Origin of the sequence: Paraburkholderia atlantica, from assembly GCF_000092885.1 — a bacterium.
GTDB classification, from domain to species: domain Bacteria; phylum Pseudomonadota; class Gammaproteobacteria; order Burkholderiales; family Burkholderiaceae; genus Paraburkholderia; species Paraburkholderia atlantica.
The window spans coordinates 23,279-50,124 of sequence record NC_014117.1 but is presented as its reverse complement, the minus strand read 5'-3'; the positions used below and the strand labels follow the sequence as shown (position 1 = coordinate 50,124).

At 64.3% G+C, this 26,846-nt stretch carries 23 protein-coding genes and 1 tRNA gene; 8 read left to right on the top strand and 16 right to left on the bottom strand.

The window, feature by feature from the left end:
- The first annotated feature begins 30 nt into the window (after window positions 1–30).
- From mreC to rodA, 4 genes are all read left to right on the top strand, one after another.
- Window positions 31–1,167: a rod shape-determining protein MreC gene (gene mreC, locus BC1002_RS00220; protein WP_013088062.1), complete on the top strand. Its 1,137-nt coding sequence runs from the start codon at window positions 31–33 to the stop codon at window positions 1,165–1,167.
- Window positions 1,164–1,676, top strand: a complete 513-nt coding sequence (gene mreD, locus BC1002_RS00215) for a rod shape-determining protein MreD (RefSeq protein WP_013088061.1) — start codon at window positions 1,164–1,166, stop codon at window positions 1,674–1,676. The genes mreC and mreD overlap by 4 nt, the downstream gene beginning before the upstream one ends.
- Window positions 1,677–1,755: 79 nt before the next feature.
- Entirely contained in the window at window positions 1,756–4,131 is a 2,376-nt protein-coding gene (gene mrdA, locus BC1002_RS00210) for a penicillin-binding protein 2 (protein ID WP_013088060.1), read from the top strand.
- Window positions 4,132–4,141: 10 nt separating this feature from the next.
- On the top strand, window positions 4,142–5,290 hold the full coding sequence (gene rodA, locus BC1002_RS00205; protein WP_013088059.1) for a rod shape-determining protein RodA: 1,149 nt from the start codon (window positions 4,142–4,144) through the stop codon (window positions 5,288–5,290).
- Window positions 5,291–5,371: 81 nt separating this feature from the next.
- Here the strand turns inward: rodA and BC1002_RS00200 are convergent, their stop codons facing one another.
- The 14 genes from BC1002_RS00200 to def form a co-directional block, all read right to left on the bottom strand.
- Window positions 5,372–6,106, bottom strand: coding sequence for a tetratricopeptide repeat protein (locus BC1002_RS00200; RefSeq protein ID WP_013088058.1), 735 nt, complete (start codon window positions 6,104–6,106; stop codon window positions 5,372–5,374).
- The gene (locus BC1002_RS00195) at window positions 6,103–6,885 is read right to left on the bottom strand and encodes an HpcH/HpaI aldolase family protein (protein WP_013088057.1); all 783 of its coding nucleotides are present in this window, start codon (window positions 6,883–6,885) and stop codon (window positions 6,103–6,105) included. Before BC1002_RS00195 ends, BC1002_RS00200 begins: the two co-directional genes overlap by 4 nt.
- A gap of 203 nt (window positions 6,886–7,088) precedes the next feature.
- Window positions 7,089–7,532 carry a 6-carboxytetrahydropterin synthase QueD gene (gene queD, locus BC1002_RS00190; protein WP_085954272.1) on the bottom strand — a complete coding sequence of 148 codons (444 nt, stop codon included), beginning with the start codon at window positions 7,530–7,532 and terminating at the stop codon, window positions 7,089–7,091.
- A 9-nt stretch (window positions 7,533–7,541) separates the two neighbouring features.
- Window positions 7,542–8,174 carry a 7-carboxy-7-deazaguanine synthase gene (gene queE, locus BC1002_RS00185; protein WP_013088055.1) on the bottom strand — a complete coding sequence of 211 codons (633 nt, stop codon included), beginning with the start codon at window positions 8,172–8,174 and terminating at the stop codon, window positions 7,542–7,544.
- A gap of 54 nt (window positions 8,175–8,228) precedes the next feature.
- A complete protein-coding gene (gene queC / locus BC1002_RS00180; protein WP_026228978.1) occupies window positions 8,229–8,960 on the bottom strand; it encodes a 7-cyano-7-deazaguanine synthase QueC in 732 nt (243 codons plus the stop codon).
- Window positions 8,961–9,352: 392 nt separating this feature from the next.
- Window positions 9,353–9,428: transfer RNA gene (locus BC1002_RS00175), tRNA-Phe, on the bottom strand.
- A 94-nt stretch (window positions 9,429–9,522) separates the two neighbouring features.
- Complete coding sequence (gene esaR / locus BC1002_RS00170) at window positions 9,523–10,212, bottom strand: response regulator transcription factor EsaR (protein WP_013088053.1); 690 nt, start codon at window positions 10,210–10,212, stop codon at window positions 9,523–9,525.
- Entirely contained in the window at window positions 10,213–12,639 is a 2,427-nt protein-coding gene (locus BC1002_RS00165; protein WP_013088052.1) for a sensor histidine kinase, read from the bottom strand.
- Window positions 12,629–13,228, bottom strand: a complete 600-nt coding sequence (locus BC1002_RS00160) for a DUF4390 domain-containing protein (RefSeq protein ID WP_013088051.1) — start codon at window positions 13,226–13,228, stop codon at window positions 12,629–12,631. Before BC1002_RS00160 ends, BC1002_RS00165 begins: the two co-directional genes overlap by 11 nt.
- Window positions 13,225–14,664 carry a 16S rRNA (cytosine(967)-C(5))-methyltransferase RsmB gene (gene rsmB / locus BC1002_RS00155; protein ID WP_013088050.1) on the bottom strand — a complete coding sequence of 480 codons (1,440 nt, stop codon included), beginning with the start codon at window positions 14,662–14,664 and terminating at the stop codon, window positions 13,225–13,227. Before rsmB ends, BC1002_RS00160 begins: the two co-directional genes overlap by 4 nt.
- Window positions 14,665–14,863: 199 nt before the next feature.
- A complete protein-coding gene (gene htpX, locus BC1002_RS00150; RefSeq protein WP_013088049.1) occupies window positions 14,864–15,721 on the bottom strand; it encodes a zinc metalloprotease HtpX in 858 nt (285 codons plus the stop codon).
- A gap of 104 nt (window positions 15,722–15,825) precedes the next feature.
- Window positions 15,826–16,467, bottom strand: a complete 642-nt coding sequence (locus BC1002_RS00145) for a LysE family translocator (RefSeq protein WP_013088048.1) — start codon at window positions 16,465–16,467, stop codon at window positions 15,826–15,828.
- 117 nt (window positions 16,468–16,584) lie between these two features.
- On the bottom strand, window positions 16,585–17,580 hold the full coding sequence (gene fmt, locus BC1002_RS00140; protein ID WP_013088047.1) for a methionyl-tRNA formyltransferase: 996 nt from the start codon (window positions 17,578–17,580) through the stop codon (window positions 16,585–16,587).
- A gap of 29 nt (window positions 17,581–17,609) precedes the next feature.
- Window positions 17,610–18,113, bottom strand: coding sequence for a peptide deformylase (gene def, locus BC1002_RS00135; protein WP_013088046.1), 504 nt, complete (start codon window positions 18,111–18,113; stop codon window positions 17,610–17,612).
- A 277-nt stretch (window positions 18,114–18,390) separates the two neighbouring features.
- Here def and dprA point away from each other — a divergent pair, with 277 nt between their 5' ends.
- The 3 genes from dprA (at window position 18,391) to BC1002_RS00120 (ending at window position 23,076) form a co-directional block, all read left to right on the top strand.
- Window positions 18,391–19,620, top strand: coding sequence for a DNA-processing protein DprA (gene dprA / locus BC1002_RS00130; protein WP_013088045.1), 1,230 nt, complete (start codon window positions 18,391–18,393; stop codon window positions 19,618–19,620).
- Window positions 19,621–19,721: 101 nt separating this feature from the next.
- Window positions 19,722–20,099 carry a thioredoxin family protein gene (locus BC1002_RS00125; protein ID WP_013088044.1) on the top strand — a complete coding sequence of 126 codons (378 nt, stop codon included), beginning with the start codon at window positions 19,722–19,724 and terminating at the stop codon, window positions 20,097–20,099.
- Between the two features lie 310 nt (window positions 20,100–20,409).
- On the top strand, window positions 20,410–23,076 hold the full coding sequence (locus BC1002_RS00120) for a DNA topoisomerase III (RefSeq protein ID WP_041734236.1): 2,667 nt from the start codon (window positions 20,410–20,412) through the stop codon (window positions 23,074–23,076).
- Window positions 23,077–23,271: 195 nt separating this feature from the next.
- Here the strand turns inward: BC1002_RS00120 and BC1002_RS00115 are convergent, their stop codons facing one another.
- Complete coding sequence (locus BC1002_RS00115; RefSeq protein ID WP_013088042.1) at window positions 23,272–24,375, bottom strand: LysR family transcriptional regulator; 1,104 nt, start codon at window positions 24,373–24,375, stop codon at window positions 23,272–23,274.
- 39 nt (window positions 24,376–24,414) lie between these two features.
- Here BC1002_RS00115 and BC1002_RS37540 point away from each other — a divergent pair, with 39 nt between their 5' ends.
- Entirely contained in the window at window positions 24,415–24,702 is a 288-nt protein-coding gene (locus BC1002_RS37540; RefSeq protein WP_157874627.1) for a hypothetical protein, read from the top strand.
- Window positions 24,703–24,718: 16 nt separating this feature from the next.
- Here the strand turns inward: BC1002_RS37540 and BC1002_RS00110 are convergent, their stop codons facing one another.
- Window positions 24,719–26,575, bottom strand: coding sequence for a phosphoenolpyruvate carboxykinase (GTP) (locus BC1002_RS00110; protein ID WP_013088041.1), 1,857 nt, complete (start codon window positions 26,573–26,575; stop codon window positions 24,719–24,721).
- Between the last annotated feature and the right edge of the window lie 271 nt (window positions 26,576–26,846).

Sequence of the window (26,846 nt, the reverse complement as noted above, 5' to 3'; positions counted from 1 at the left end):
ACCCAACCGCTCACGCCCCCGGCGCCGACCATGGAATACAGTCCGCCGCCCCTGTTCAAGCAAGGCCCCTCCGCTCTCGCGCGACTGGTGTTCTTCGTCGTGCTGGCGCTCGCCCTGCTGATCTCCGACGCCCGCTTCCAGACGCTCGAAATCGTCCGCGGCGTGCTCGGCGCGGGTCTTTATCCGTTGCAGCGCGCGGCGCTCGTGCCGCGCGACATCTTCATGGGCGCCGCCGACCTCGCCGTGACGAGCGCCACGCTGCGCAACGAAAACGCGAAGCTACGCGAGAAGGATCTGCAACTGTCGCAGCAGGCCAACACGGCCGCGTCGCTCGCTGCTGAAAATAGTCATCTGCGCGCGCTGATGCAACTGTCGCAGCAGCTGACCACGCAATCGCTTCCCGCCGAGATCCAGTACGACACGCGCGATCCGTTCACGCAGAAGGTCGTGATCGGACGCGGCGCGCAGCAAGGCATCCAGAACGGCTCGCCGGTCGTCGACGAGGATGGCGTGATTGGCCAGGTCACACGGGTGTTCCCGCTGCAGGCCGAAGTCACGCTGCTGACGGACAAGGACCAGGCCGTGCCGGTCGAAATTCTGCGTACCGGCTTGCGCAGCGTGATCTACGGCACGCCGAAGGGCGACACGCTCGATCTGCGCTTCGTGCCGATCAGCGCCGACGTGCAGACCGGCGACGAACTCGTCACCAGCGGTCTCGACGGCGTGTACCCGCCGGGGCTGCCGGTCGCGAAAGTCGTGCGCGTCGACAAGCAGGCCGACACGGCGTTTGCGCGCGTGGTCAGTCTGCCGGTCGCGGCGGTGCGCGGTGCGCGTCAGGTGCTCGTGCTGCACGTCCAGAACACCGCGCCGCCGCGCCCGGCTGACGAACCCGACGCGGCGACCGTAGCGAAAGAAGCGAAAGCGAAGAAGGGCGCCAAAGCCGCGGATGGCAAGGGCGCGGCGGACAAATCCGCCGCCAGGTCAGCCGACAAGAACGCCGCCGACAAAGCCCCCGCCGAAAAACCCGCAGCCAAATCCACGGAAAAGGCGCCGGCCAAAGCCCCCGTCGACAAAAAGTCCGATAAGCCCGCAGCCGACAGGAAAGCCGAAAAGCCCGCCGCCGCGAAGAACGCCAAGCCGCAAGCCGAGCCGGGGGCTCAGCCATGAATCGCCCGCAATACATTCTGCAGCCGGTCAACCCGTACTTCATCGCGTTCAGCCTCGCCTCCGCGTTCCTGCTAAACCTGATGCCGTGGGGGCGTCTCGCCGGCGTGCCCGATTTCGTCGCGCTCGTGTTGCTGTTCTGGAACGTGCATCAACCGCGCAAGGTCGGCATGGGCATCGCGTTTCTGCTCGGCCTGCTGATGGACGTGCACAACGCGAGCCTGCTCGGCGAACACGCGCTCGCCTACACGCTGCTGTCGTACGGCGCGATCACGATTCATCGCCGCGTGCTGTGGATGTCGCTCGGCGTGCAAACGTTCGCGGTGATGCCGCTGCTCGTCGTCGCGCAACTGGTGCCGTTCGTGATCCGTCTGTTGACCGGTGCGGCGTTTCCGGGCTGGAGTTATCTGATCGACGGTTTCGTCGAAGCCGCGCTGTGGCCGCTCACGAGCATCTTGCTGCTGATGCCGCAGCGCCGCCCAGCCGACCCGGACGATACGCGCCCTATTTGATCCCGCATCGGGCCCATCGATCGCGGCCAGTTTGGGCGCACACTCTTGATGGCCGCATGCCGGCCTTTTGCAGAATCGCATGACCGAATTCAAGGACACTCAACAGCAGCTCACGAAATTCCGCCTGCGCGTCGCGGCGGCGGGCCTGTTCGTGTTCGTCTGCTTCGGGCTGATCGGCTTCCGCTTCCTGTTCCTGCAGGTCTGGCACTACAGCAAGTACTCGCTGCAAGCCGATGAAAATCGCATCTCCGTCGCGCCGATCGTGCCGAACCGCGGCATCATCACCGACCGCAACGGCGTCGTGCTCGCGAAGAACTACTCGGCCTACACGCTCGAAATCACACCGTCGAAGCTGAACGACACGCTCGAAAACGTGGTCGACAACCTCGCCACGGTAGTCTCGATCGACGCGCGCGACCGCCGCCGCTTCAAGAAGCTGCAGGAAGACTCGAAGAACTTCGAGAGTCTGCCGATCCGCACGCGCCTGACCGACGACGAAGTCGCGCGCTTCACCGCGCAGCGCTTCCGCTTCCCCGGCGTCGAAGTGCGCGCGCGGCTGTTCCGCCAGTACCCGCTCGGGCCGACCGCCGCGCACGTAATCGGCTACATCGGACGGATTTCGCAGCGCGACCAGGACCGCATCGACGACGCCAGCGACCAGAACGACAGCGATCCGGACCACTACGATCCGCGTCTGGACGCGAACAACTACAAGGGCACCGATTACATCGGCAAGATCGGCGTCGAGCAGAGCTACGAAACCGAGCTGCACGGCCAGACCGGCTTCGAGGAAGTCGAGGTGACGGCGGGCGGCCGCCCGGTGCGCACGCTGTCGCGCACCCAGGCGACGCCGGGCAACAACCTCGTGCTATCGCTCGACATCGGGCTTCAGCAGGTCGCCGAGCAGGCGTTCGCCGGACGCCGCGGCGCGCTCGTCGCGATCGAGCCGGCCACCGGCGACGTGCTCGCGTTCGTGTCGGCGCCGAGCTTCGATCCGAATTCGTTCGTCGACGGCATCGACCAGCAGACCTGGGATGAGCTGAACAATTCACCCGACCATCCGCTGCTGAACCGGCCGCTGCACGGCACCTATCCGCCGGGCTCGACCTACAAGCCGTTCATGGCGCTCGCCGCGCTGTCGCTGCACAAGCGCACGCCGAGCTGGGGCTTCCAGGACCCCGGCTACTACACGTTCGGCGGCCACACGTTCCGCAACGACGTGCGCTCGGGCCAGGGTTGGGTCGACATGAACCGCGCGATCGTCGTGTCGAACGACACGTATTTCTACATGCTCGCGCACGATCTCGGCGTCAACAACATCGCGAACTTCATGAAGCCGTGGGGTTTCGGGCAGATCACCGGCATCGACATCGCCGGCGAAGCGAAGGGCATCCTGCCGTCGACCGACTGGAAGCGCCACGCGTACCGCAAACCCGAGCAGCAAAAGTGGTACGAAGGCGAGACGGTCAGCCTCGGCATCGGACAGGGCTACAACTCGTTCACGATCCTGCAGCTCGCGCATGCCACCGCAACGCTCGCGAACAACGGCGTCGTGATGAAACCGCACCTCGTGCGCGACATCGAGAATCCGATCACGAAGGACACGCGGCCGGTGGTGCGCGACCCGAGCGACAAGATCGCGGTCAAGCAGCAGGACATCGACTTCATCAAACACGCGATGGAAGGCGTGGTCACGAACGGCACGGCGGCCAAGGTGTTCGCGGGCGCGGCGTACCAGGCGGCAGGCAAGACCGGTACCGCGCAGGTGTACTCGCTGCAGGGCGCGAACTACAAGGGTCACGCGATCGCCGAGAATTTGCGCGATCACGCGCTGTTCATCGCGTTCGCGCCGGTCGAACAACCGAAGATCGCGCTCGCGCTAATCGTCGAAAACGGCGGCTGGGGCGCCGAGTCGGCCGGTCCCATCGCGCGCAGGGTGCTCGACTATTACCTGGTCGGCAAGAACAAGCCCGGGGTCGTGGAAGCAGCCGTCGCGGCTGCGGCATCGAACACGGCCGAAGCGTCCGCGCCACAGGTCGGTGAGACGCCGGCGCACCATGAGGGCGCTCAACCGCTCAGGATTGCGGCGGGCTTCAAGGCACTGCCGGTGCCGGGAGCGGCGGCTGCCGCGGCGGCCTCGGGTGCGTCGGCGGCTGTTGCGGCTTCGGGCGCGAATGGCGCGTCCGCGCCGGTGGCGGCATCGGCTGGCGCAACGGCAACGGTGCCGGCCAGCGCACCGGCAGCGGCTTCGGCCGGCGCGGCGCGGGCGGCGTCGGCGGCCAAGCCGGCATCGGCTTCGGCCGCGGCAAAGAAATCCGCGTCGCGTACGTCCGGCGCCCCGCACAAACCCCGTCCGGCGAGCGAGCCGGCGCCGAGCGTCACGGCCCCATCGCGCGATGACAGCGTCCAGGGCGCGTCACCGCGCCAGCCCGCCACCGGCGGTATCGACGAATAAGGGAAAAGGCATGCAATTCGACAAGCGCGCCTGGCTCGACCGCATCAAGCGGATGTTCGCGGGCTTCGACCGTCCGCTCGCACTGATCGTGTTTCTGCTGCTGTGCGTCGGCATCGTCACGCTGTACAGCGCGAGTCTCGACATGCCGGGCCGCGTCGAAGACCAGTTGCGCAACATCCTGCTCACCTTCGTGCTGATGTGGGGGCTCGCCAATGTGCCGCCCAATACGCTGATGCGCTTCGCGGTCCCGCTTTACACGTTCGGGATCGCGTTACTGGTCGCGGTCGCGATGTTCGGCCTCACGCGCAAGGGCGCGAAGCGCTGGATCAACGTCGGCGTGGTGATCCAGCCATCGGAAATCCTGAAGATCGCAACACCGTTGATGCTCGCCTGGTACTTCCAGCGCCGCGAAGGCGTGATGCGTTGGTACGACTACCTGGTCGGCTTCGTGATCCTGATCGTGCCGGTCGGCCTGATCGCGAAACAGCCCGACCTTGGTACGGCCGTGCTCGTGTTCGCCGCCGGCCTGTTCGTGATTTACTTCGCGGGGCTGAGCTTCAAGCTGATCGTGCCAGTGCTGATCGCGGCGGTGATTGCGGTTGTGTCGATCGCGGCGTTCCAGGACAAGATCTGTCAGCCGGAAGTGCAGTGGCCGCTGATGCACGACTATCAGAAGCACCGTATCTGCACGCTGCTCGATCCGACCTCGGACCCGCTGGGCAAAGGCTTCCACACAATTCAGGCGGTGATCGCGATCGGTTCGGGCGGCCCGCTCGGCAAGGGCTGGCTGAAGGGCACGCAAGCCCATCTGGAGTTCATCCCCGAGAAGCACACCGACTTCATCTTCGCGGTGTTTTCGGAAGAGTTCGGTTTGGCGGGCGGGATAGTGCTGCTCACGCTGTACATGCTATTGATTGCGCGTGGGCTCTACATCGCGGCCAACGGCGCGACCTTGTTCGGGCGATTATTGGCCGGTTCGCTGACGATGGCGTTCTTCACGTACGCGTTCGTCAATATCGGCATGGTGAGCGGGATTCTGCCGGTGGTCGGCGTGCCGTTGCCGTTCATGAGTTACGGTGGCACCGCGCTGACTACATTGGGCGTCGCGACCGGGCTGATCATGAGTGTCGCGCGACAGAAGCGGTTGATGCAGAGCTAAGCGTAGCCAGCGGCACGCAGCAAGCGAAAATGAAAAAAAGGGCGCTCGTTGTGAGCGCCCTTTTGCGTCATGCCGGCTTCGCTATTGCGGCTTCACTTCCTTCTGATCACGCAGCTGCGCGCTCAACTGCTGATACTTCAGGCGCGCAGCCGGATCGCCCTGCGCCGCCGCGGCCGCGTAATACGCGCGCGCCACGTTCAGATTCCGGTCGACACCATCGCCGCCGCGCTCGTAGAACGAGCCAGTCACATACTGCGCGGTCATATCGCCGCCCTGCGCCGCCTTCTTGTACCAGACGAAAGCCTGCTTGTTGTCGCGCTCAGTGCCGCGTCCGTCGAGAAACTGATTCGCGAGCGCGAGTTCCGCCTGCACATGACCCTGCGCAGCCGCCTTCATGAACCAGCGATGCGCCTCCGCCGGGTCGCGCTCGACGAACTCGCCATCGTCGTACATCTTGCCGTACACGTATTGCGCGTGCGACATGTTTGCGTCGGCTGCCTTGCGCAGCCACTTCTTGCCTTCGTCGACGTTGACCGGCGTTCCTTCGCCGTTGAGCAGCATCATCGCGTAGTTGAACTGGGCGAGCCGGCTGCCGCGCTCGGCGGCTTCGCGGAATTCGGTCAGCGCAGCGGCGAGGTTGCCGGCGTTGTAATCGGCCACCGCGGATTGCGTCTGCGGATCGTTCGACCTGGCGACGTGATCCTGTGCGTACGCGGCGCTCCACGCGGCACTCGCGAGCAGCGCCGCTGTAATGGTCACTTGCGCTGTCACACGCGCAATCCTCGGCCCGGCGCCCCCCTGCACTCTGCCGTTCATGACCTCACCTCCTGTAATGCCTGGCGCGTCGCGCGCAACATCCAGATCACGTCCGCGGCCAGCGCCACGAAGCGAAAACCCGCGTCGCGATGCTGCCGCGCGCCGGCCACGTCCATCGCGAAGATGCCGGCGGCAATGCCGGCCTTGTCCGCTGCGCTGACGATGCGGGCCATCGCTGCCTGCACGTCCGCATGCTTCGCGTCGCCGAGATGACCAAGACTCGCGGCCAGATCGGCCGGCCCGACGAACACGCAGTCGACGCCCGGCGTCGCCGCGATCTGCTCGACCTCCCGCAAGCCGCGCGCCGATTCGATCTGCACAATCGTCGCGATCTGTGCGTTGGCCGTCTGCAGGTAGTCGCGCCGCATGCCGTAGCCGGCCGCGCGCACGACGCCCGCGACGCCGCGCAGGCCGTCGAGCGCCTCGGCGGTCGGATATTGGGTGAGCCGCACGGCGCGTGCCGCATCTTCCGCCGATTCGATGTTCGGGAACATTAGCGTGCGCGCGCCGGCGTCGAGCACGCGCTTGACGAGCCACGGCTCGCTCGCGGGCACGCGCACCACCGGCTCGCTCGGCAGATGGGCGGCGGCGATCGCGCGCAATTGCGACTCGACGCCGCCGCTATCGTTCGGCGCGTGCTCCATGTCGATCAGCAGCCAGTCGAAGCCGGCGTGCGCGAGCGCTTCCGCGCCGGCTTCGCTGCCGAGCGACAACCACAGCCCGAATAGCGGCGCGTTGTCCTTCAGACGTTGTTTGAGGGAGTTGGTGAAGGTGCTCATCGGCTGGCCTCGCGCAGGTTTGCAATGCGAAGCGGGGCCAGATAGCGAATCAGGCAGGCACCGGGGCGCTGACGGCCTCGATGCCTGCTGCGACGCGATGCGGTGACCGGCATGTCTCGCTCCGTGTGTTGGTCGGAACGATCATACCGTGACAATAACGCGAGAGTTCGCTCGCGCGGCGGGATGTGGATTCAGGCGGGAAGCTAGTCGCGGACCACGTCGGCCCAGCAGTTCGGCGTCTCGTACAAACGCACTCTATGCAGACGCAGGTTCACGCCGTAGTGCGCGTCGTAGACGTTCGCGAGAATATCGAACGCAATCGCGGCGAGGTTTTCGACCGTCGGAATCCGATCGATCACGACCGTCTTGTGATCCGCCATGGTGTCGAGAAAGCCACGCACCTGCGTGTCGCCTTCGTAGACGAGAAACGCGTGGTCCCACTTGTCGACCAGGTGCTCGCTTGCGAGCGACTTCACGTCGGCGAAGTCCATCACCATGCCGCGGTCAGGCGCGCCTTCGGTGTCGACCAGATCGCCTTGCAGCGTGATTTCGAGCACATAGCGATGGCCGTGCAGATTACGGCACTGGCTGCGGTGATCGGGGATGCGGTGGCCCGCGTCGAATTCGAGTTTTCGGGTAATCGTCAGCACGGCAAATCAGGGAATGTTCAGATACTTGTGAGTCTGCATCGACAGGCGCCACTGCGGATGACGCTTGCACCAGTCGATCGCGAGCTTCGTGTTGATGTCGCGAGACGGACCGTCCATCGGCTGCACGAGGAAATACTCGAAGTCGAGCTTCGCGTAGTCGGCGAGGCGCTGGTTATCCTGCGGAATCACGACCTTCAGTTCGTTACCCTTGGTCACGACGAGCGGCGCGTCGGCCTTCGGGCTCACGCAGATCCAGTCGATCGTGTCGAGCACCGGCAGCGAGCCGTTGGTCTCGATCGCGATCTCGAAGCCGGCCGCGTGCAGCGCGTCGACGAGCGGCTGATCGATCTGCAGCATCGGCTCGCCGCCGGTGCAAACGACGAAGCGTTCGCCCTCGCCTTGCGGCCATTGCGACGCGATCATCGCGACGAGTTCGTCAGGTGTGCGGTACTTGCCGCCGTTCTCGCCGTCGGTGCCGACGAAATCGGTGTCGCAGAACCGGCAGACGGCTTCCGCGCGATCCTCTTCGCGGCCCGACCATAGATTACAGCCCGCAAAACGGCAGAACACGGCCGGCCGGCCGGCATTCGCGCCCTCGCCCTGCAACGTGTAGAAGATTTCCTTGACCGCGTACGTCATGCTGCTTTCTGTCCTGTGTTCCTGAATCAATGATGCGCGCTCTTGCGTGAACCGTCACACGGGCTCGGTGACTTTCTCACCGGCGAGGTAGGCCTCATAGCCACGTTTGCGCAACCGGCATGCCGGGCACTCGCCGCAGCCGAAGCCCCATGAATGCAGTTCGGCGCGTTCGCCGAGGTAGCAAGTGTGGGTCTCGACCCGCACCAGTTCAACCAGTGCGTCGCCGCCGAGTTCGTGCGCGAGACGCCACGTGTCGGCCTTGTCGAGCCACATCAGCGGTGTCTCCAGCGCGAAGCGCGTGTCCATGCCGAGATTCAGCGCGACTTGCAGCGCCTTCATCGTGTCGTCGCGGCAATCTGGGTAGCCCGAGAAGTCCGTCTCGCACATCCCGCCGACCAGCACCTGCAAGCCGCGCCGATATGCGATGGCCGCGGCAATCGTCATGAACATCAGATTGCGGCCCGGCACGAACGTGTTCGGCAACCCATTGGCGGTGGCCTCGATTTCGATCTCGCGCGTCATCGCGGTGTCGCTGATCGCGCCGAGGAGCGACAGGTCGATCGTGTGATCGTCGCCGAGACGATCGGCCCACGCCGGAAACGCGCGCACAACGGCCTGGCGAAACCCCTCGCGGCATTCGAGTTCGACGCGATGACGCTGACCATAATCGAAGCCGATCGTTTCGACCGTGTCGTAACGGTCGAGCGCCCACGCGAGACACGTGGCGGAATCCTGGCCGCCGGAAAACAGCACGAGCGCGCTACGCTTAGCGTCTTTGCGGATCACCGTGATACTCCGTGAATGAGGGTGCCACGTCGCGCTGCGCCAGGTGCGCCATGCGAGCAACGGCGCGACGTGTGCCGGCATTGTGCCGGCCCAAAGCAGTATAGGTCGCGCGTTGCGCGTGAACGTGGCTGGGCGCTTATACCGCCGATCGTCGGGCGAAGGATTGGGTGCTTCGGTGCGATACGCTCGGCACCGCATTCGCGCGGTATACGACCGCGTGCGACGCCTGCATACAAGTTCTTGAACTGGCGCGATTTTATCACGCGATACCGAATGTCACCGACGCCTGCAGCCCAATGCGCGCGGCCCAAACTGCATGGCGAGCCAATGTGACGACTTGTCCGCCAAACGGAAAAGCCCCAGGAATCTTGCGATTTCCTGGGGCTGAATCCTGGTGGCCTGGGGCGGAATCGAACCACCGACACGCGGATTTTCAATCCGCTGCTCTACCAACTGAGCTACCGGGCCAACGAAGAACGAAACTATATCAAGCGATCTGCAGTTCAGCAAGCCCTTTCATAAAAAATATTGCCGGGCCGCGTTCGCATGCAACACGTGGCACTCACTCGCCCTTGTTCTTGCCGAGATCGACGCCGAGTTGCTTCAGCTTGCGATAAAGATGCGTGCGCTCGAGACCCGTCTTCTCCGCGACGCGCGTCATGCTGCCGTTCTCGCGCGCGAGGTGATATTCGAAGTACGCGCGCTCGAACGCGTCGCGCGCATCGCGCAGCGGAATGTCGAACGAGATCGACGCCGTTTGCGCGGCGAGCGCGCCGCCGCCGACGCCATCTGCCGACAGCATCGGCAACGCGGCCGCCGACGCGACCGACGATGCGCTGACCGGCAACGCCGGCTTCGCGGCCACACCGCCAGGCACGGCCGTCGAGTTGCCGCGCGCGAGTCCCTGCTCGACCGCCTTCAACAGCTTCTGCAACGCGATCGGCTTTTCGAGGAAGTTCAGCGCGCCGATCTTGGTGGCCTCGACCGCGGTGTCGATCGTCGCGTGACCGGACATCATGATGACGGGCATCGTCAATTGACCTTGCGCGGCCCATTCCTTGAGCAGCGTCACGCCGTCGGTGTCCGGCATCCAGATGTCGAGCAGCACGAGGTCCGGCGCCTGACGCAGCCGGAACTCGCGCGCCTCCTGCGCGTTTTCAGCGGCCTCCACGACGTGTCCCTCGTCGCTGAGGATCTCCGAGAGCAGTTCCCGGATGCCCATTTCATCATCTACCACCAGGATGGTTGCCATTTACGCTGCCCTTGTCTGCACTGTTGCTTTTGTCGTTCCCTGCGACGCGCCGCCGTGCGCCGGATGCGCACCCGAACCAGGTGTACCCGGCTGCGCGGGGTCGTCCGCCAATTGAAGGAAGAGAATCGAAATCTGCGCGCCTTCGATCACGTCGCCAGCCTTCATGCGATTGCGAATGTCGATGCGCGCGCCATGTTCGTCGACGATCTTCTTGACCATCGCAAGTCCTAGGCCCGTACCTTTGGCCTTGGTCGTCACGTACGGCTCGAACGCGCGCGTGAGGATACGCGCGGGAAAGCCTGGTCCGTTATCCGACACGGTCAGACGTACCGCGACGCGTGCCTTGCCTTGCGCGTCGGGGTCTCCGTATTCTACTGTCCTCGTCTCGAGCAAAACACGCGGATGCGCGACTTCGGCGACCGCGTCTTGCGCGTTCTGCAGCAGGTTGTGGATCACCTGACGCAACTGAGTCGCGTCGCCGCGTATCGCGGGCAAGGCCGCGAGCTCGACCTGGATCGCGCCCTTGCCTTCCTCGATACCGTACAGCGTGAGCACCTCGCTGACCAGATCATTCAATTGCAGATGCGCGAGCACCGCGGGCGGTGTGCGCGCGTAGTCGCGGAAATCGTCGACCATCTGCTTCATCGCGGCGACCTGATTGACGATTGTCGTCGCACCGCGCTTCAGCACGTCCGCATCCGACGGCGCGAGCTTGTCGGCGAGCTTCATCTGCAAACGCTCGGCCGACAGTTGAATCGGCGTGAGCGGATTCTTGATCTCGTGCGCGAGGCGCCGCGCGACTTCGCCCCATGCAATCGACCGCTGTGCGGAGATCACGTCGGAGATGTCGTCGAACACGACCACGTAGCCCGAGGTCTGGATGTCTTCGGCATCGCGCTCGTTCGCCGCGACGAGGCGCGCGCCGCGCACGAGCAACGTGAGCGGCTCGGTTTCGCCGGGCACCGGCACCGAGAACTGCTGCTGCCAGTGGCCGTTGTCGTCATGGCCGTCTTCGCTGGCCGCTTCGCGATCGGCGAATGCCTTGCGCACCATCGCGCCGAATTCGCCGAGCACGCCGATCTGATCGAGCGACGAACCGAGCACCGTCTGGAACGGCTGACGGAAAATCCGCTCGGCGCCGCGATTTGCGGTGGTCAGCCGGAACTGCCGGTCGAACACGAACACGCCCGCCGTGAGGTTCGCGAGGATGCTCTCCAGATACGCCTTCGAATGCTCGAGCGCGATACGATTTTTCTCGACTGCCCCGCGCGCTTCCGCCAACTGCCGCGTCATCGCGTTGAACGACTGAGTGAGGAAGCCGAGTTCGTCGCGCGATTTGATCTCGCGCTTCGGCGTGTAGTCGCCCTCGGTGATTTCCTTCGTGCCCTGCGCGAGCAGAAATAGCGGCCGCGCGAGCTGATTGCCGAGCGCGAGCGCGAGCATCATCGCGATGAAGGTCGCGAGAAACAGCGATAGCGTCAGCGTGCCGATGTACATCTTGCGCAGGCCCGTGCGGCCGAGCGCCTTCTCCTGATACTCGCGATACGCGCGCTGCACCGCGTCGGCATTGCGCGCGAGTGTCGTCGAAACTGGCTGCGTCAGTTGCAGGAAGCGTTCGGCGGGCTGCAAGAGCGATGCGTTCGCATCGGGAATACGCTGGACCACGCGCAGACGCAGCGCGCCCTTGCCGCCCTGCGCATGCGCGTCGCCGTCCACCTCGCCTTCGATCGCCGCATAGCCGTGGCCGCGCGCCTGCTCGATCATCAGCGGTGTCGGCAGATCGTTCGGCAGCAGCATCGCGTAATTGCTGGACGCCTGCGCGACCACGTGCATGTCCGGCGTCGCGCCTGACATGCTGCGGGTCGGCTCGATGATCGTGGCATCCTGCACGCCGAACTGGTCGCGCAGACGCAAGAGCGTCAGCGTGGTGCCGGCCGCATCCGCGCTCGCGATCTGCTCGGACATCAGACGCGCCTTCGTCTGCAGATCGGACAGCGACGCGTCGAGCATGCCGCGCCCGAGATTGAGGCCGGACGCGAGCGCCGTTTCGACGTTCACGTCGAACCACGACTCGATGCTGCGCGACACGAACTGGTACGACACGATGTAGATGATGCCGCCCGGCACCACGCCGACCAGCGCCATGAAGAACGCGAGCTTCGCGAGCAGCCGTGTGCCGAATTTGCCCGTGCGTAATCGCACCACGATGATGACGACCAGCGTCGCCACCACCAGCAGAAAGATCATCGCGACCGCGACGTTGGCCGCGTACAGCCACTGGTAATAGCGGTCGAAGAATTCGGTGTTCGCACTCGCAGCGGCCAGCAATACGAGCAGCAGCACGGCCGTGACCGCGACCGTCGACACCAGCACGCGCACGACGATGCTGCTGACACTGGTCGAAGATGAGCGCACTTTATTTAGCACGATCGGCCGCCGTGAAAGTGAAGCGCTTCCAATCGGAGGCGAGGTTCCAGTCGCGGTTGTTCACCGCGTCGATCTGGAACGGCTTGGGCATCAGCCCGATATCGAGTTGCATGCGCACCGACGCGTTATAGGTTTCGCCGACACGCACCTGATTGCGGTCGATCACATGCCACGACGTCACGTGCTTGATCACCGCGAGCGCATCCTTCAGTGTGGAAAAGCCGAGTTGCAAACCGCCCGACTGCACGCTCGACACGCGATATTCGCGCGTGAGCGGCTGGAACGACAGCCGCAAGCTTTGCGACACGCTGACCGGCTGCTCGTCGAACCAGTACCAGCGCGGCCGGCTCAATTCGAAATCGGTCGTGAAATAAAGCGGAATGCCTTTGTTGACCGCGTCTTCGAGATTGCTGTTCAGCTCGAATTCGAAATGCGCATCGAGACTCCAGCCGCCGTTGTCGGCCTGCAGCGACGCCCGCTGCACCGCGATCGAGTCAGCATGCGCCGCGCCCGGCGCTGCAAGCCAGACGGCCAGCGCGATCCAGAGCACGGCAGCGAGCCGAAGCGGGAAGAAGCGTTTTATGGTCACCGTTTCTGAAAGCGCGCGTAGAAAAATCCGTCGTGGTCTGAGTTCGTGCCGGTGCTGAATTCAGCGGGTCGTCCAGCATGAGAACCGGCCGATGAGTCGGCGGGCGCGCGGGCAACTGAGGGTAAAAGCTGCCCCGGCGCGTCCAATCGTACCGCATCCTGATGCTGGTTTCCAAACCACTGAGCTTGCAACTCGCCCTCTTCGGGGAAGATCGAACAGGTAACGTAAAGCAATTCGCCGCCGGGTTTCACGAGCGGCCACAGCGCGTCGAGAATGCGGCGCTGTTCGGAGACGAGCGCGGCGATATCCGACTGGCGACGCAGCCAGCGGATGTCCGGATGACGCCGCACGATGCCAGACGCAGAGCACGGCACGTCGGCGAGGATGCGGTCGAACGGTTGGTCAAGGTCGTCGTGCCATTGCGCGGGGTTGCCAGCGTCGCCAATGCGCACTTCCGCTTCGAGCTTCAGACGCCGCAGGTTTTCGCCGATGCGGCGCGCGCGCGACGCATCGCTTTCGAGCGCAACGAGTTGAATGTTGGCGAGTTCGAGCAGATGGCCGGTCTTGCCGCCAGGGGCCGCGCATGCGTCGAGCACGCGCATGCCGTCGCGCACGCCGAGCAATTGCGCGGCGAGTTGCGCGCCTGCGTCCTGTACGGACACGACACCTTCGTTGAAGCCGGGAATGCGCTCGACCGGCATCGGCGTTGCGAGCGTAACCGCGTGTTCGCCAGCCTTGCGTGCGGTGATCTGCTGGCGTTGCAGCTCTTGCAGATAGGCGTCGACCGTCGAATGGCGCGCGTTCACGCGCAACGTCAGCGGACCTTGCGTATTGCCGGCGGCCAGCACCGATTGCCACGCCTCGGGCCACGTGCGCTTCACCGCGTCGATCCACCAGGCCGGATAGTTCCAGTGCGCGACTTCGTCGGCTTGCACGGCGGCGAGCAACGTGTCGCGCTCGCGCAAGAAGTTACGCAGCACCGCGTTGACGAGCCCCTTTGCGAACGCGAACTCGCGGCGTGCCCCGATCGCGCTGACCGCCTGGTCGACGACCGTAAACGGCGTGTAGGCGGCGCTCGTTTCGTCGTCGACGAGCAGCGCGAGCGCGCACGCGAGCACATGCGCGACGTGCGGCGGCGGCGCTTTCTTCACGAGTTTCGCGATCAGCCACTCGGCGCTCGCGAGACGGCGCATCGTGCGATAGGCGAGGTCCTGCACCGCGCCGCGCGCCGCTGCGGCGTTGCCCTCGGGCATTGCCGCGAAGACGCTTTGCAGCGCCGCGGGCAAGGCCGCGCCGAGACGCACGGCGCCGACGGCCTGGGCGGCGCAGTCGAGCGCGAACCCGAGCGATTCGGGCGACAGATGCAGCGCCGACAAACGGGATTCGCGCGAGCGCGCCGACGAGGAAGCAGAACGCGAAGAAGGCTTTGAAGTCATGAAGGGAGCAATGGCAAGCCGCACGGTGCGCGCGGCGCAATCAGCGCACATTGTAGCGTGGCGCCGGTGGCGCGCCGCCGTGCGGGGGTGGCGGCGGCAAATGCTGTTGCGCAGTGGGGACGAGGGGTGCGAAAAAAAGCGGGCCTCGCGGGCCCGCTCTTCAGTACTTCAGGGTCGACACACCGGACGACGCGCGCTTTCAGTCGAAACGCCCGGTGCGCGCCATTTCCATCAGACGCGCGATGCGTTCTTCGGTCGCAGGGTGCGTCGAAAACAGGTTCGCGATACCGCCGCCCGACAGCGGATTCATGATCATCATCTGCGCGGTGGCCGGATGCGCCTCGGCCGTCGGGAACGGAATGCCGCTTGCATAGCGATGGATCTTGTCGAGCGCCGACGCCAGTGCCTGCGGGTCGCCCGAAATCTGCGCGCCGCCACGGTCGGCTTCGAATTCGCGCGCACGCGAAATCGCCATCTGGATCAACGCGCCCGCGATCGGCGCGAGCAGCGCAACCGCGATGCTCGCGATCGGGTTCGCAGGACGGCCGTTTTCGTCGCGGCCGCCGAAGAACATCGCAAAGTTCGCCAACGCGGAAATCGCGCCGGCCATCGTCGCCGAAATCGTCGAGATCAGAATGTCGCGGTGCTTCACGTGCGAAAGCTCGTGCGCCATCACGCCGCGCATTTCGCGCTCGGACAGCACGCGCAGAATGCCGGTGGTCGCCGCGACCGCCGCGTGCTCCGGATTGCGGCCGGTGGCGAATGCGTTCGGCGCGTCTTCGTTGATCAGGTAGACGCGCGGCATCGGCAGGTTCGCGCGCGTGGCGAGATCGCGCACCATCCGATAGAACTGCGGCGCACTGTTTTCGTCGACTTCCTGCGCGTTGTACATGCGCAGGACCATCTTGTCGGAGAACCAGTACGAAAAGAAATTCATTCCAAGGGCGATCACGAGCGCGAGCATCATGCCGCGCGACCCGCCGATCATCCCGCCGATCACGATGAAAAGGGCCGTAATCGCGGCCATCAACATCGCGGTTTTCACCCAATTGAACATGTCTGCAACTCCTTGCCCGAGCGTGGCCTTCATCTCCGTGCCGCGCGATTGCGGCGCCAGATTGTAAGCGAAATGTTAGATATGGGCGATGCGGGAAAATTCAATCATCGCGAGGCGGTCGCCAGTTTGATGCCGAGGCCGACGAACGCACTGCCGACGCCGCGATCGAGCCAACGCTTGACCGTCGGCTTGCCCGAGAAACGCTGCGTGACGCTGCCCGCGATCCACGCGACGAAGCTGTTCCATACCATGCTCATCAGCACGAAGACCGCGCCGAGCGTCAGAAACGCAAAGGTCTTGTGTTCGCTGCCCGTCGCGACGAATTGCGGGAAGAACGACACGAAAAACAGCACGACCTTCGGGTTCAGCACATTGGTCCAGAAGCCTTGCAGGAACAACTGCCGCAGCGACTTCGGCGTGGACGGTGCGCGCGCGTCGCCGGCTGGCGCATCCGCGGCCGGCTTCGCGAAGATCAGGCGCACACCCAGATAAATCAGATAAATCGCGCCGACGAACTTGACGATGGTAAACGCCGTGGCCGACGCGGCCAGCAGCGCGGTCAGCCCGAACGCGCAGGCCAGCGAGTGTATGCAGCAGCCCGCCGAAATGCCGAGCGCCGACATTAGCCCCGCGCCGCGGCCCTGGGCGACGCTGCGCCCGACGATATAAGCGGTGTCCGGCCCCGGCGTGATGTTCAGGAGAAAAACCGCGACGATGAAAAACTCGAAATGGACGATGCCGAACATGTGATGAACCCTCGAAAACCCGGTCTGCTGCATGGAGGATTCTAACGCGCGGCGCACTCGCGGCGGGCGCCGGGAACGCCGGCGGAATCGCCGATGCTCTGGCGTGTGGCGCCGCGCTTATTGCGCCTCGGGAAGCTGAAAGCGCTGGCCTGCGACGAGCGGCGAACCAGCAAGGAATTCCCGCACCGGCAGGCGCTTGCCGCCGGGCTTTTGCAATTGCGTCAGACGCAGTGCGCCTTCGTCACACGCGACTAGCACGCCGTCGGGAGAAACCTCGGTGATGGTGCCTGGCGTCTTGCTGCTGCCCGACGCCGGCGAGGCCACGGCGGTGGCGGCCCAGATCTTGACGGTGTTGCCGTCGTCTAGCGTGCCGGCGCCGCCGGGGAACGGGTCGAACGCGCGCACCTGACGCGCAAGCGCCTCGGCCGGGCGGCGCCAGTCGAGCGCCGCTTCGTGCTTGGCGATTTTCTCGGCGTAGGTCACGCCGTCGGCCGGTTGCGGGGTCGAGGCCAGCTTGCCGCTGCGCTCGAGCTCGATCAGCGCGTGGACGATCAGTTGTGCGCCTGCCTCGGCGAGGCGGTCGTGCAGCGTGGCGGTGGTGTCGTCGGCGGAGATCGGCGTGCGCACTTCGGAAATCATCGCGCCGGTGTCGAGGCCGGCGTCCATCTGCATCAGCGTGATGCCGGTTTGCGCGTCGCCCGCCTCGATCGCACGATGAATCGGCGCTGCGCCGCGCCAGCGCGGCAGCAGCGACGCGTGAATATTGATGCAGCCAAAGCGCGGAATGTCGAGCACTTCCTGCGGCAGGATCAGCCCGTAGGCGGCGACCACCATCACGTCGTGCGGCGTCGCGCGGAGTTGCTCGATGCCGGCGGCGGCTTCCTCGGGATACTTGCCCGCGCGGCGCAGCGACGTGGGCTGCGCGACCGCGAGCCCATGCTCCTGTGCGTAGCGCTTGACCGGACTCGCCTGCAGCTTCATGCCGCGTCCCGCGGGCCGGTCCGGCTGCGTCAAGACGAGCGGCACGGCAAACCCGGCGCGATGAATCGCGGCCAGCGCGGCCGCGGCAAATTCCGGCGTACCGGCAAAGATGACGCGCAACGAATGAGTCATGAATGGGCGGCGGGCAAGTTGAAAGCGCGTTACATCGCGTGGGCGAGCTTCTTCATCTTGCTCTTGATGCGCGTTTGCTTCAGCGGCGACAGATATTCGACGAACACGCGGCCCATCAGATGATCCATCTCGTGCTGGATGCACACGGCGAGGAGCCCCTCGCAATCGAGCTCGAACGTTTCGCCCTTCTGGTTGAGCGCACGCACGCGCACTTTCTCGGCACGCTCGACGTTGTCGTAGATCCCGGGCACCGACAGGCAGCCCTCTTCCGACAACTTCCTCTGATCGCTCGACCAGACGATTTCCGGATTGATGAACGCGAGCAGTTCGTCGTGTGTTTCCGACACGTCGATCACGATCACGCGTTCGTGCACGTCCACCTGGGTGGCGGCGAGGCCGACGCCGGGCGCCGCGTACATCGTTTCGGCCATATCCGCGACGAGACGGCGGATACGGTCGTTGACCTCCTCGACTGGCTTCGCCACCTTGTGCAGCCGTTTGTCGGGGTAATTGAGGATGTTCAGTAAAGCCATGATTTCGAGTGTGATTTCAGACGCCGCTCACCATTGGAGGCTCGCGTTGGCCATTTGGCCAGGTTGTGAGCCCGTCGTAATACGCAGAGGATAGATGGTGTCGAACCGGTTCGATTCAACGCGCCTCGTGCGCCCGACGACGAACCCGCGCTCTCACGCGCGGCGCCGCGGTTATTCGCGGCTCATTGCCGTTTTAATTGCACGGTTTTATTTCGGATCATGAAAATTTTAGCATGGCGCCCGCCTGCCCGCAGGCCCCGCCAGAGGAGCGACCCGCATGCACACTTTGCCCGCAACCCGTATCGAGCTGGCCGCCTGGCTGCGGTTGTCGCTTGCACCGGGCCTCAAACCCGCGGCGTTGCGCCTGTTGCTAGCCGCATTCGGGCTGCCGCAGGCGCTGTTTGCGCAGTCGCCGGAAGCGCTCGCCGAGGTCGCCGGTGATGCCGCGGCGCGCGCCGTGCTGGCGCCGCCGGGGCCAGCGTTCGACGGCCAGCTCGATGCGGTGCTCGCATGGCGCGAGCAGGCGGGTAACCAGATCGTCACGCTCGACGATCCCGCCTATCCGCCCGCGTTGCTGACGATGCCCGATCCGCCGCCGCTTCTATATATAAAGGGCCGGCTCGATCTGCTGCATACGCGCGCGGTCGCGCTGGTGGGTAGCCGCAGCGCGACGCCGCAGGGCATCGAGGATGCGCGACGGTTCGCGCGCGAGCTGTCGGCGGCGGGCGTGACGGTCGTCTCGGGGCTCGCGCTCGGCATCGACGGCGCCGCGCATCGGGGCGGGCTGGAAGGTGTCGGCGGAACGGTCGCGGTGGTCGGCACTGGCGCGGACCTCATCTATCCGGCCGCGCATCAGGCACTCGCGCGGCAGATCGCGGTGCAGGGCGCGATTCTGTCGGAGTGGCCGCTCGGCACGCCGGCGCGCGCCGCCAACTTTCCACAGCGCAACCGGCTGATCGCTGGGCTGGTCAGCGGAGTCGTAATCGTCGAGGCGGCTATGCGCTCCGGTTCGCTGATTACCGCGCGACTCGCCAACGAAATGGGGCGCGACGTGTTCGCGTTGCCTGGATCGATTTACGCGCCGTTATCGCGCGGCTGTCATCGGATGATCAAGCAGGGGGCGCGGCTCGTGGAAACGCCCGACGAGGTGCTGGAAGAGCTGGGTTTTGTCCGGCGACCGGCGAGCAACACGGGGCGCGCGGCGAAGCAGGTCGGTCCGCTGGACCGGGCCGGTTTGCACGGTTCGTCGGGTGGGACCGCGTTGCAAGCGGCAACCGCCGCCTTCGCCGATGCACCGCCGTCCGGCTCGGCCCCACAGCCAGCGCTTGCGCCCGACGCCCAACGTCTGCTCGCCGCGCTCGGCCATTCACCGACCACGCTTGAAATTCTCGCCGCCCGCACCGAGATGGAGGACGCGGCCCTGCACGCCGCCCTGCTGCGGCTCGAACTCGCTGGCAAGATCACGCTGCTGCCGGGCGGCCGCTTCATGCGAGCCCATCATGACTGAGCCGAGACTGACCGGCATCAACGCAGATCGGCAACTTTTCGCGACCGGCCATGCTACATTCGCGCCAAAGCACCCGACAAAGCACACAAGGAAATCATTTCATGCCCGCGCTGAACCTCGACACCGACCAGGACCGGATCGCCGAGCGCGTCAACGAACCCGACACACTGTTCGTTGCATGCCTGTGCGCGGAGTGGTGCGGAACGTGTCGCGAGTACCGGGACGCCTTCAACCAGTTGGCCGAGCGGCACCCAGAAGTCTGTTTCGCATGGATCGACATCGAAACTCATGCGGATCGGTTCGACGATCTGGACGTCGAGAATTTCCCGACCGTCCTGATCGAAGACTCGGTGACGACACGGTTTTTCGGTACGGTTTTGCCACAGGTGTCGATCGTCGAGCGGATGCTGTCGGATCTGACCGCACTGCCCGGCGTGACAGGTGCGCCGAAGCTGCGGCCGGCGCTGGCGGTCGCCTGAAGGCGGCTTCGCGCGCCGCCCGGCCAAACGGAAAGCTTCGCGAAGCGCGGGTTGCGGCACGGACCGTCGCCGGCCATTTCTGGGACAGCATCGCCGCTGGCATCGCTGTTCGCATGCGGCGTTTGCCGCAGTTGATCAACCGCCGGACGCGCAATTATGATGGCGCGCTTTTATGGCACTTGACCCGTTGGGTTCGCGCCTTGTGCTATAAAGCGGTCGTTATTGGGTCGAAAGAGGTCTCAAGCGAGCGTCACGCGCCATGTTGGCGCTCAAGGCCACCAACCCGGATCTACCAACCTCACATCGAGTCATGTCCAAAGCACTGATCATCGCCGAAAAGCCTTCTGTCGCGAACGATATCGCGCGCGCTTTGGGCGGCTTTACCAAGCATGACGAGTACTACGAAAGCGACGACTACGTCCTCTCGTCGGCAGTGGGCCACCTGCTGGAAATCGCCGCGCCCGACGAATACGAAGTCAAACGCGGCAAGTGGAGCTTTGCCAATCTACCCGTCATTCCTCCGCATTTCGATCTGAATCCGATCGCGAAGAGCGAGTCGCGCCTGAAGGTGCTGACCAAGCTGATGAAGCGTAAGGATATCGACCGCCTGATCAACGCATGTGACGCGGGGCGCGAGGGCGAGCTGATTTTCCGCCTGATCGCGCAGCACGCGAAAGCCAAGCAGCCGGTGCAACGGCTGTGGCTGCAGTCGATGACGGCCGGCTCGATCCGCGAGGGTTTCGCGCGTCTGCGCAGCGACGAAGAGATGCAGCCGCTCGCCGATGCGGCGCGCTGCCGCTCGGAGGCGGATTGGCTCGTCGGCATCAACGGCACGCGCGCGATGACCGCGTTCAACAGCAAGGGCGGCGGCTTTTTCCTGACCACTGTCGGGCGCGTGCAGACGCCGACGCTGTCGATCGTCGTCGAACGCGAAGAGAAGATTCGACGCTTCGTGCCGCGCGATTACTGGGAAGTGAAGGCGGAGTTCGTCTGCGCGGCCGGCTTCTACGAAGGCCGCTGGTTCGATCCGAAATTCAAGCGCGACGAGTTCGACCCGGAAAAGCGCGATTCGCGCCTCTGGTCGCTGCCTGCGGCAGAGACGATCGTCGCGGCCTGCCGTGGCCAGATGGGCGTGGTGACCGAGGAGTCGAAACCGTCGACCCAGCTGTCGCCCGCCCTCTTCGACCTGACCAGTCTGCAGCGTGAAGCCAACGGCCGCTTCGGCTTTTCGGCGAAGAATACGCTGGGCCTCGCTCAGGCGCTGTACGAAAAGCACAAGGTGCTGACCTATCCGCGAACCGACGCGCGCGCGCTGCCGGAAGACTATCTGGACACGGTCAAGCAGACGCTCGGCATGCTCAAGGAGAGCAACAACTACCTGCCGTTCGCGAAACAGGTGCTCGACAAGGGCTGGGTGAAGCCGAACAAGCGCATCTTCGACAATTCGAAGATCAGCGACCACTTCGCCATCATCCCGACGCTGCAGGCCCCGAAGAATCTGTCCGAGCCGGAACAGAAGCTCTACGACCTCGTCGTGAAGCGCTTCCTCTCGGTGTTCTTCCCGGCCGCCGAATACCGTGTGACGACGCGTATCACCGAGGTGGTCGGCCATCACTTCAAGACTGAAGGCAAGGTGCTGGTCGAGCCCGGCTGGCTGCAGATCTACGGCCGCGAAACCAGCGGCGACGATGCGAACCTCGTGCCGGTGCAGAAGGACGAAAAGGTCAAGACCGACAAGATCGCCGCGCAGCAACTGGTCACGAAGCCGCCGGCGCGCTACAACGAAGCAACGCTGCTGTCGGCGATGGAAGGCGCGGGCAAGCTGGTCGAAGACGACGAATTGCGCGAGGCGATGGCGGCCAAGGGTCTCGGCACGCCAGCGACGCGAGCGGCAATCATCGAGGGTCTGCTGACCGAAAAGTACCTGATCCGCGAAGGCCGCGATCTGATTCCGGCCGCCAAGGCCTTCCAGCTGATGACGCTGCTGCGCGGCCTCGGCGTGAAGGAACTGACGGCGCCGGAGCTGACCGGTGAATGGGAATACAAGCTGTCGCAGATGGAGCGTGGCAACCTGCCGCGCGACGCGTTCATGCAGGAAATCGCGCGCATGACGCAAACCATCGTCAAACGCGCGAAGGAATACGATTCCGACACGATCCCGGGCGATTACGCGACGTTGCAGACACCTTGCCCGAATTGCGGTGGCCAGGTGAAGGAAAATTACCGGCGTTTCGCGTGCTCGAAGTGCGAGTTCTCGATCTCGAAGATTCCGGGCGGCCGTCAGTTCGAAATCGCCGAAGTCGAAGAACTGCTGCAGAACAAGACCATCGGACCGCTGTCTGGCTTCCGCAGCAAGATGGGTCGGCCGTTCTCGGCGATCCTGAAACTGTCACTCGACGACGAGATCAAGAATTACAAGCTCGAGTTCGACTTCGGTCAGGACGCGGCCGGCGAAGACGGCGAACCGCCCGACTTCTCCGATCAGCAGCCGGTCGGCGCGTGTCCGAAGTGTCAGGGCCGCGTGTTCGAGCACGGCATGAGCTACGTCTGCGAAAACTCGGTGGCGAATCCGAAGTCGTGCGACTTCCGTTCCGGCAAGGTGATCCTGCAGCAGGAAATCGCCCGCGAGCAGATGGCCAAGCTGCTCGAGGAGGGGCGCACCGATCTGCTGACGAACTTCAAGTCGTCGCGTACCGGCCGAAACTTCAAGGCGTTCCTTGTCAAGCAGAACGACGGCAAGATCGGCTTCGAATTCGAGAAAAAGGAACCGGCGGCGGCGAAGACCGCGGCGGCGAAGACTTCGGGGGCTCGTTCGGCGGCGAAGGCGATGCCGGAAGCGGACGAAGGCGATACCGCGGTGGCCGTGAAGGCCGAGCCGGCGGAAAAGAAGGTGGCGGCGAAGAAGGCGCCCGCGGCCAAGACCACGGCGGCCAAGAAGGCACCGGCGAAGAAAACCGCGGCGCGAAAGATCGGCTAATAAGGCGAGTTCGGTTCGGCGGCTCGCGAGGGTAGCGGGGAATAGCTACATTCCGCCGCCGCGGTCGGCGATCCTTGCATAGCCCGCGGTTTGCTCCGCATCCGCAACTGCCCATATGAAAAGGCGCAGTCACTTCAGGTGACTGCGCCTTTTTATTGTCGGCCCGCATCGCTGCGGACTTAGACATTCAGCGATTTACAGCGGCGACAACGCCGTCGGGCGGCTGCGGTTAGACGACTTCGTCATCGGCTTCGGCACCGCGGGCGACAGCTCGCTATCGAGCAGCCGCGACAGCGGCTCCGCGCCATCGAAGGCTTCCGGCGCGCGGGACTCGGCAGTCTCGAACGCGGCCGACGTCGCCGGGCGCTCCAGACCGTCCTTGATCCACTGTTCGCCGAGCACGCTGTTCGGCGTCTGGCTGAAGTGCTCGACCAGATGGTCGATGAACGTGCGCACCTTGGCCGGCAGGTGACGGCGGCTCGGGTATGCAATGTTGATCTCGACCTGCGGCAAACGGTAATCGCCGAGCAGACGCACGAGCCGGCCACGCGTCATGTCGCGACCGATCAGATAGCTCGGCAGAATTGCGATGCCCATGCCCAGCAGCGCAAACTGCCGCAGCATTTCAGTGTTATTCGCAACGATCACGTTCGACGGCCGCACGCGCACTTCACCTTCCGGCCCCGTGAACACGCGTTCATCGCCCCAGTATTCGGACGGCAAGCTCAGGCACGGGTGCTCAAGCAGATGCTCGGGACGCGTCGGCATGCCATGCTTTTCCAGATAAGCCGGCGTCGCACAGACGGTCATGCAGCCCGTGGTCAGACGCCGTGTGACGATGCTCGCGCTGCGCATTTGCCGCGCGATCACGACGCCGACGTCGAAGCCTTCCTCGACGAGATCGACCTGACGATCGACCAGCGTGACGTCGGGAATGACTTTGGGATAGCGCTCCGCGTACGTTTGCAGCACGGGCGCGAGGTTATGCAGCCCGAACACGACGGGCGCGACGATGCGCAGCGTGCCGACGGGTTCGTGATTGCGAGCGACCACCATCTGTTCGACGTCTTCCAGTTCGTCGAGAATCTGACGGGCGCGCTCGAGATAGACCTGACCGGATTCGGTCAGCGACAAGCTGCGGGTCGTGCGATTGAGCAGCCGCGTACCAAGACGGCCTTCGAGGTCGGCAACGTGACGGGTGGCAACCGCGTTGGAAATATCCATCGCGCTCGCGGCGCGGGCAAAACTGCCGAGATCCGCCACCTTGACGAAAACTCGCATCGACTGCAAATGATCCATAGGACAACTCCCTGCCTTGTTACTGCTTCCTGACAATTGGTGAAAACCAGTGAAGCGAACTTGGAATTCTCCTACGACTCGCAATATCGTGCAGAAGTTGCCCGCAAAACAGGAAATATTGTCAATTTTGGTACGACTGTGTCGATAAAACCGGGGCCTGACCAGCGATTATTCCCAAATCGAAAACAATCTGCTGCGCTGCAGCTTGCACTGTCTTTTTTGTTCGAACAGACGCAACGGTCGCTCTGGCGTTGCGGAAATCGAAAAGATAGAAATAGACCCGCCGTCAAAAGAAAAAGCCGCCCAAGGGCGGCCTTTCATGGGTGAGTGGGCGCTTACATGGTCAAGCTGTGAGCTTTTCCTCAAGCCCACGCTTCGCTTCCGTTAGCGCCGGTGGCAGACCGTGTTGCAGTGTGTCAAACAACTTCGTATGCAACACGAGCTCGTCGCGCCATGCGGCGGCGTCGACGGAAATTACCTGGTCGAACTGCTCGCGAGTGAAGTTCAGGCCGCTCCAGTCGATGTCCTCATAGTGCGGCGAAATGCCGAACGCATGCTCTTCGCCCTGCGCGGTGCCTTCGATGCGGCCGACCATCCAGCTCAGCACGCGCATGTTCTCGCCGAAGCCGGGCCACACGAACTTGCCGTCCGGACCCTTGCGGAACCAGTTCACGCAGAAAATCTTCGGCAGCTTTGCGCCCAGTTGCTGCAGACGCTCGCCGGTTTTCAGCCAATGGCTGAAATAGTCGCTCATGTTGTAGCCGCAGAACGGCAGCATCGCGAACGGATCCCGGCGCACCACGCCCTGCTGGCCAGCCGCCGCGGCAGTGGTTTCGGAGCCCATTGTCGCCGCCATGTAGACGCCCTCGACCCAGTTGCGCGCTTCGGTGACGAGCGGCACGGTGGTCGAGCGACGGCCGCCGAAGATGAACGCGTCGATTGCGACACCGGCCGGGTTTTCCCAGTCCGCATCGATCGACGGGCACTGCGAAGCCGGCGCCGTGAAGCGTGCGTTCGGATGGGCCGCCTTGCGGCCGGTTTCCTTTGCATCGGCCGGCGTCCAGTCCTTGCCCTGCCAGTCGATCAGGTGTGCCGGCGGCTCGTCGGTCATACCTTCCCACCAGACGTCGCCGTCATCGGTCAGCGCAACGTTCGTGAAGATCACGTTTTCCTTCAACGTGGCAAGCGCGTTGAAGTTGGTCTTTTCGCTCGTGCCCGGCGCCACGCCGAAGTAGCCGGCTTCCGGATTGATCGCGTACAGCCGGCCGTCCTTGCCCGGCTTGATCCAGGCGATATCGTCGCCGATCGTCGAGATCTTCCAGCCGTTCAGGCCGGCCGGCGGGATCAGCATCGCAAAGTTGGTTTTGCCGCACGCCGACGGGAACGCCGCTGCCACGTGATGCTTGCGCCCTTCCGGCGACGTGACGCCGAGAATCAGCATGTGTTCGGCAAGCCAGCCCTCGTCGCGCCCCATCGTCGATGCGATGCGAAGCGCGAAGCACTTCTTGCCGAGCAGCGCGTTGCCGCCATAGCCCGAGCCAAAGCTCCAGATTTCGCGCGATTCGGGGAAATGCACGATGTACTTGGTCTTGTTGCAAGGCCACGACACGTCCTGCTCGCCAGCCGCGAGCGGTGCGCCGACCGAATGCACGCACGGCACGAACTGGCCGTCCTCGCCGAGCACGTCGTACACCTTGCGGCCCATGCGCGTCATGATGCGCATATTGGTCACCACGTACGGGCTGTCGCTCAACTCGACGCCGATGTGGGCGATCGGCGAGCCGAGCGGGCCCATCGAGAACGGCACCACGTACATCGTGCGGCCGCGCATCGCGCCGTCGAACAGGCCGTCGAGCGTCGAGCGCATTTCGGCCGGAGCGATCCAGTTGTTGGTGGGGCCGGCGTCCTCGGCGCGCTGCGAACAGATGAAGGTGCGATCTTCGACGCGCGCGACGTCGGACGGATCGGACCAGGCGAGATAGGAATTGGGACGCTTGGCGGGGTTGAGCTTCTTCAGTGTTCCGGCTTCGACCATCTGCTCGCACAGGCGGTCATATTCTTCCTGCGAGCCGTCGCACCAGACCACTTTTTCGGGCTTGGTTAGCGCTGCGATGCGCTGGACCCAGTCGATCAGCTTGCGGTGTTTGACCCATGTGGGCGCCTCGATAGCGGGCGGCCCTTCGAACGAGGGAAGATTCATCGACTTGTCTCCGTTTGAAGCAAAGAAAAACGGTACAAGCCCTGGGACGCTGCATGCGAGAGGCATTGAATTCATCACGCCGACGTGTCAGTTTCCGACTGTCAGCGCATGATTGCGCAGATCGTCTTGGGCCACACAGCTTGTCAGGCGGAGACCCGCTTTCTACAAGGCTTCTGCAACCTTGTGTAAAGCGGCTTGCCTCAACACGCAACAAACTGCTAAAAACGTTCTCAATTCGCCTTCACGTAGCGCTGCCGTTCTTTTTCGTGCG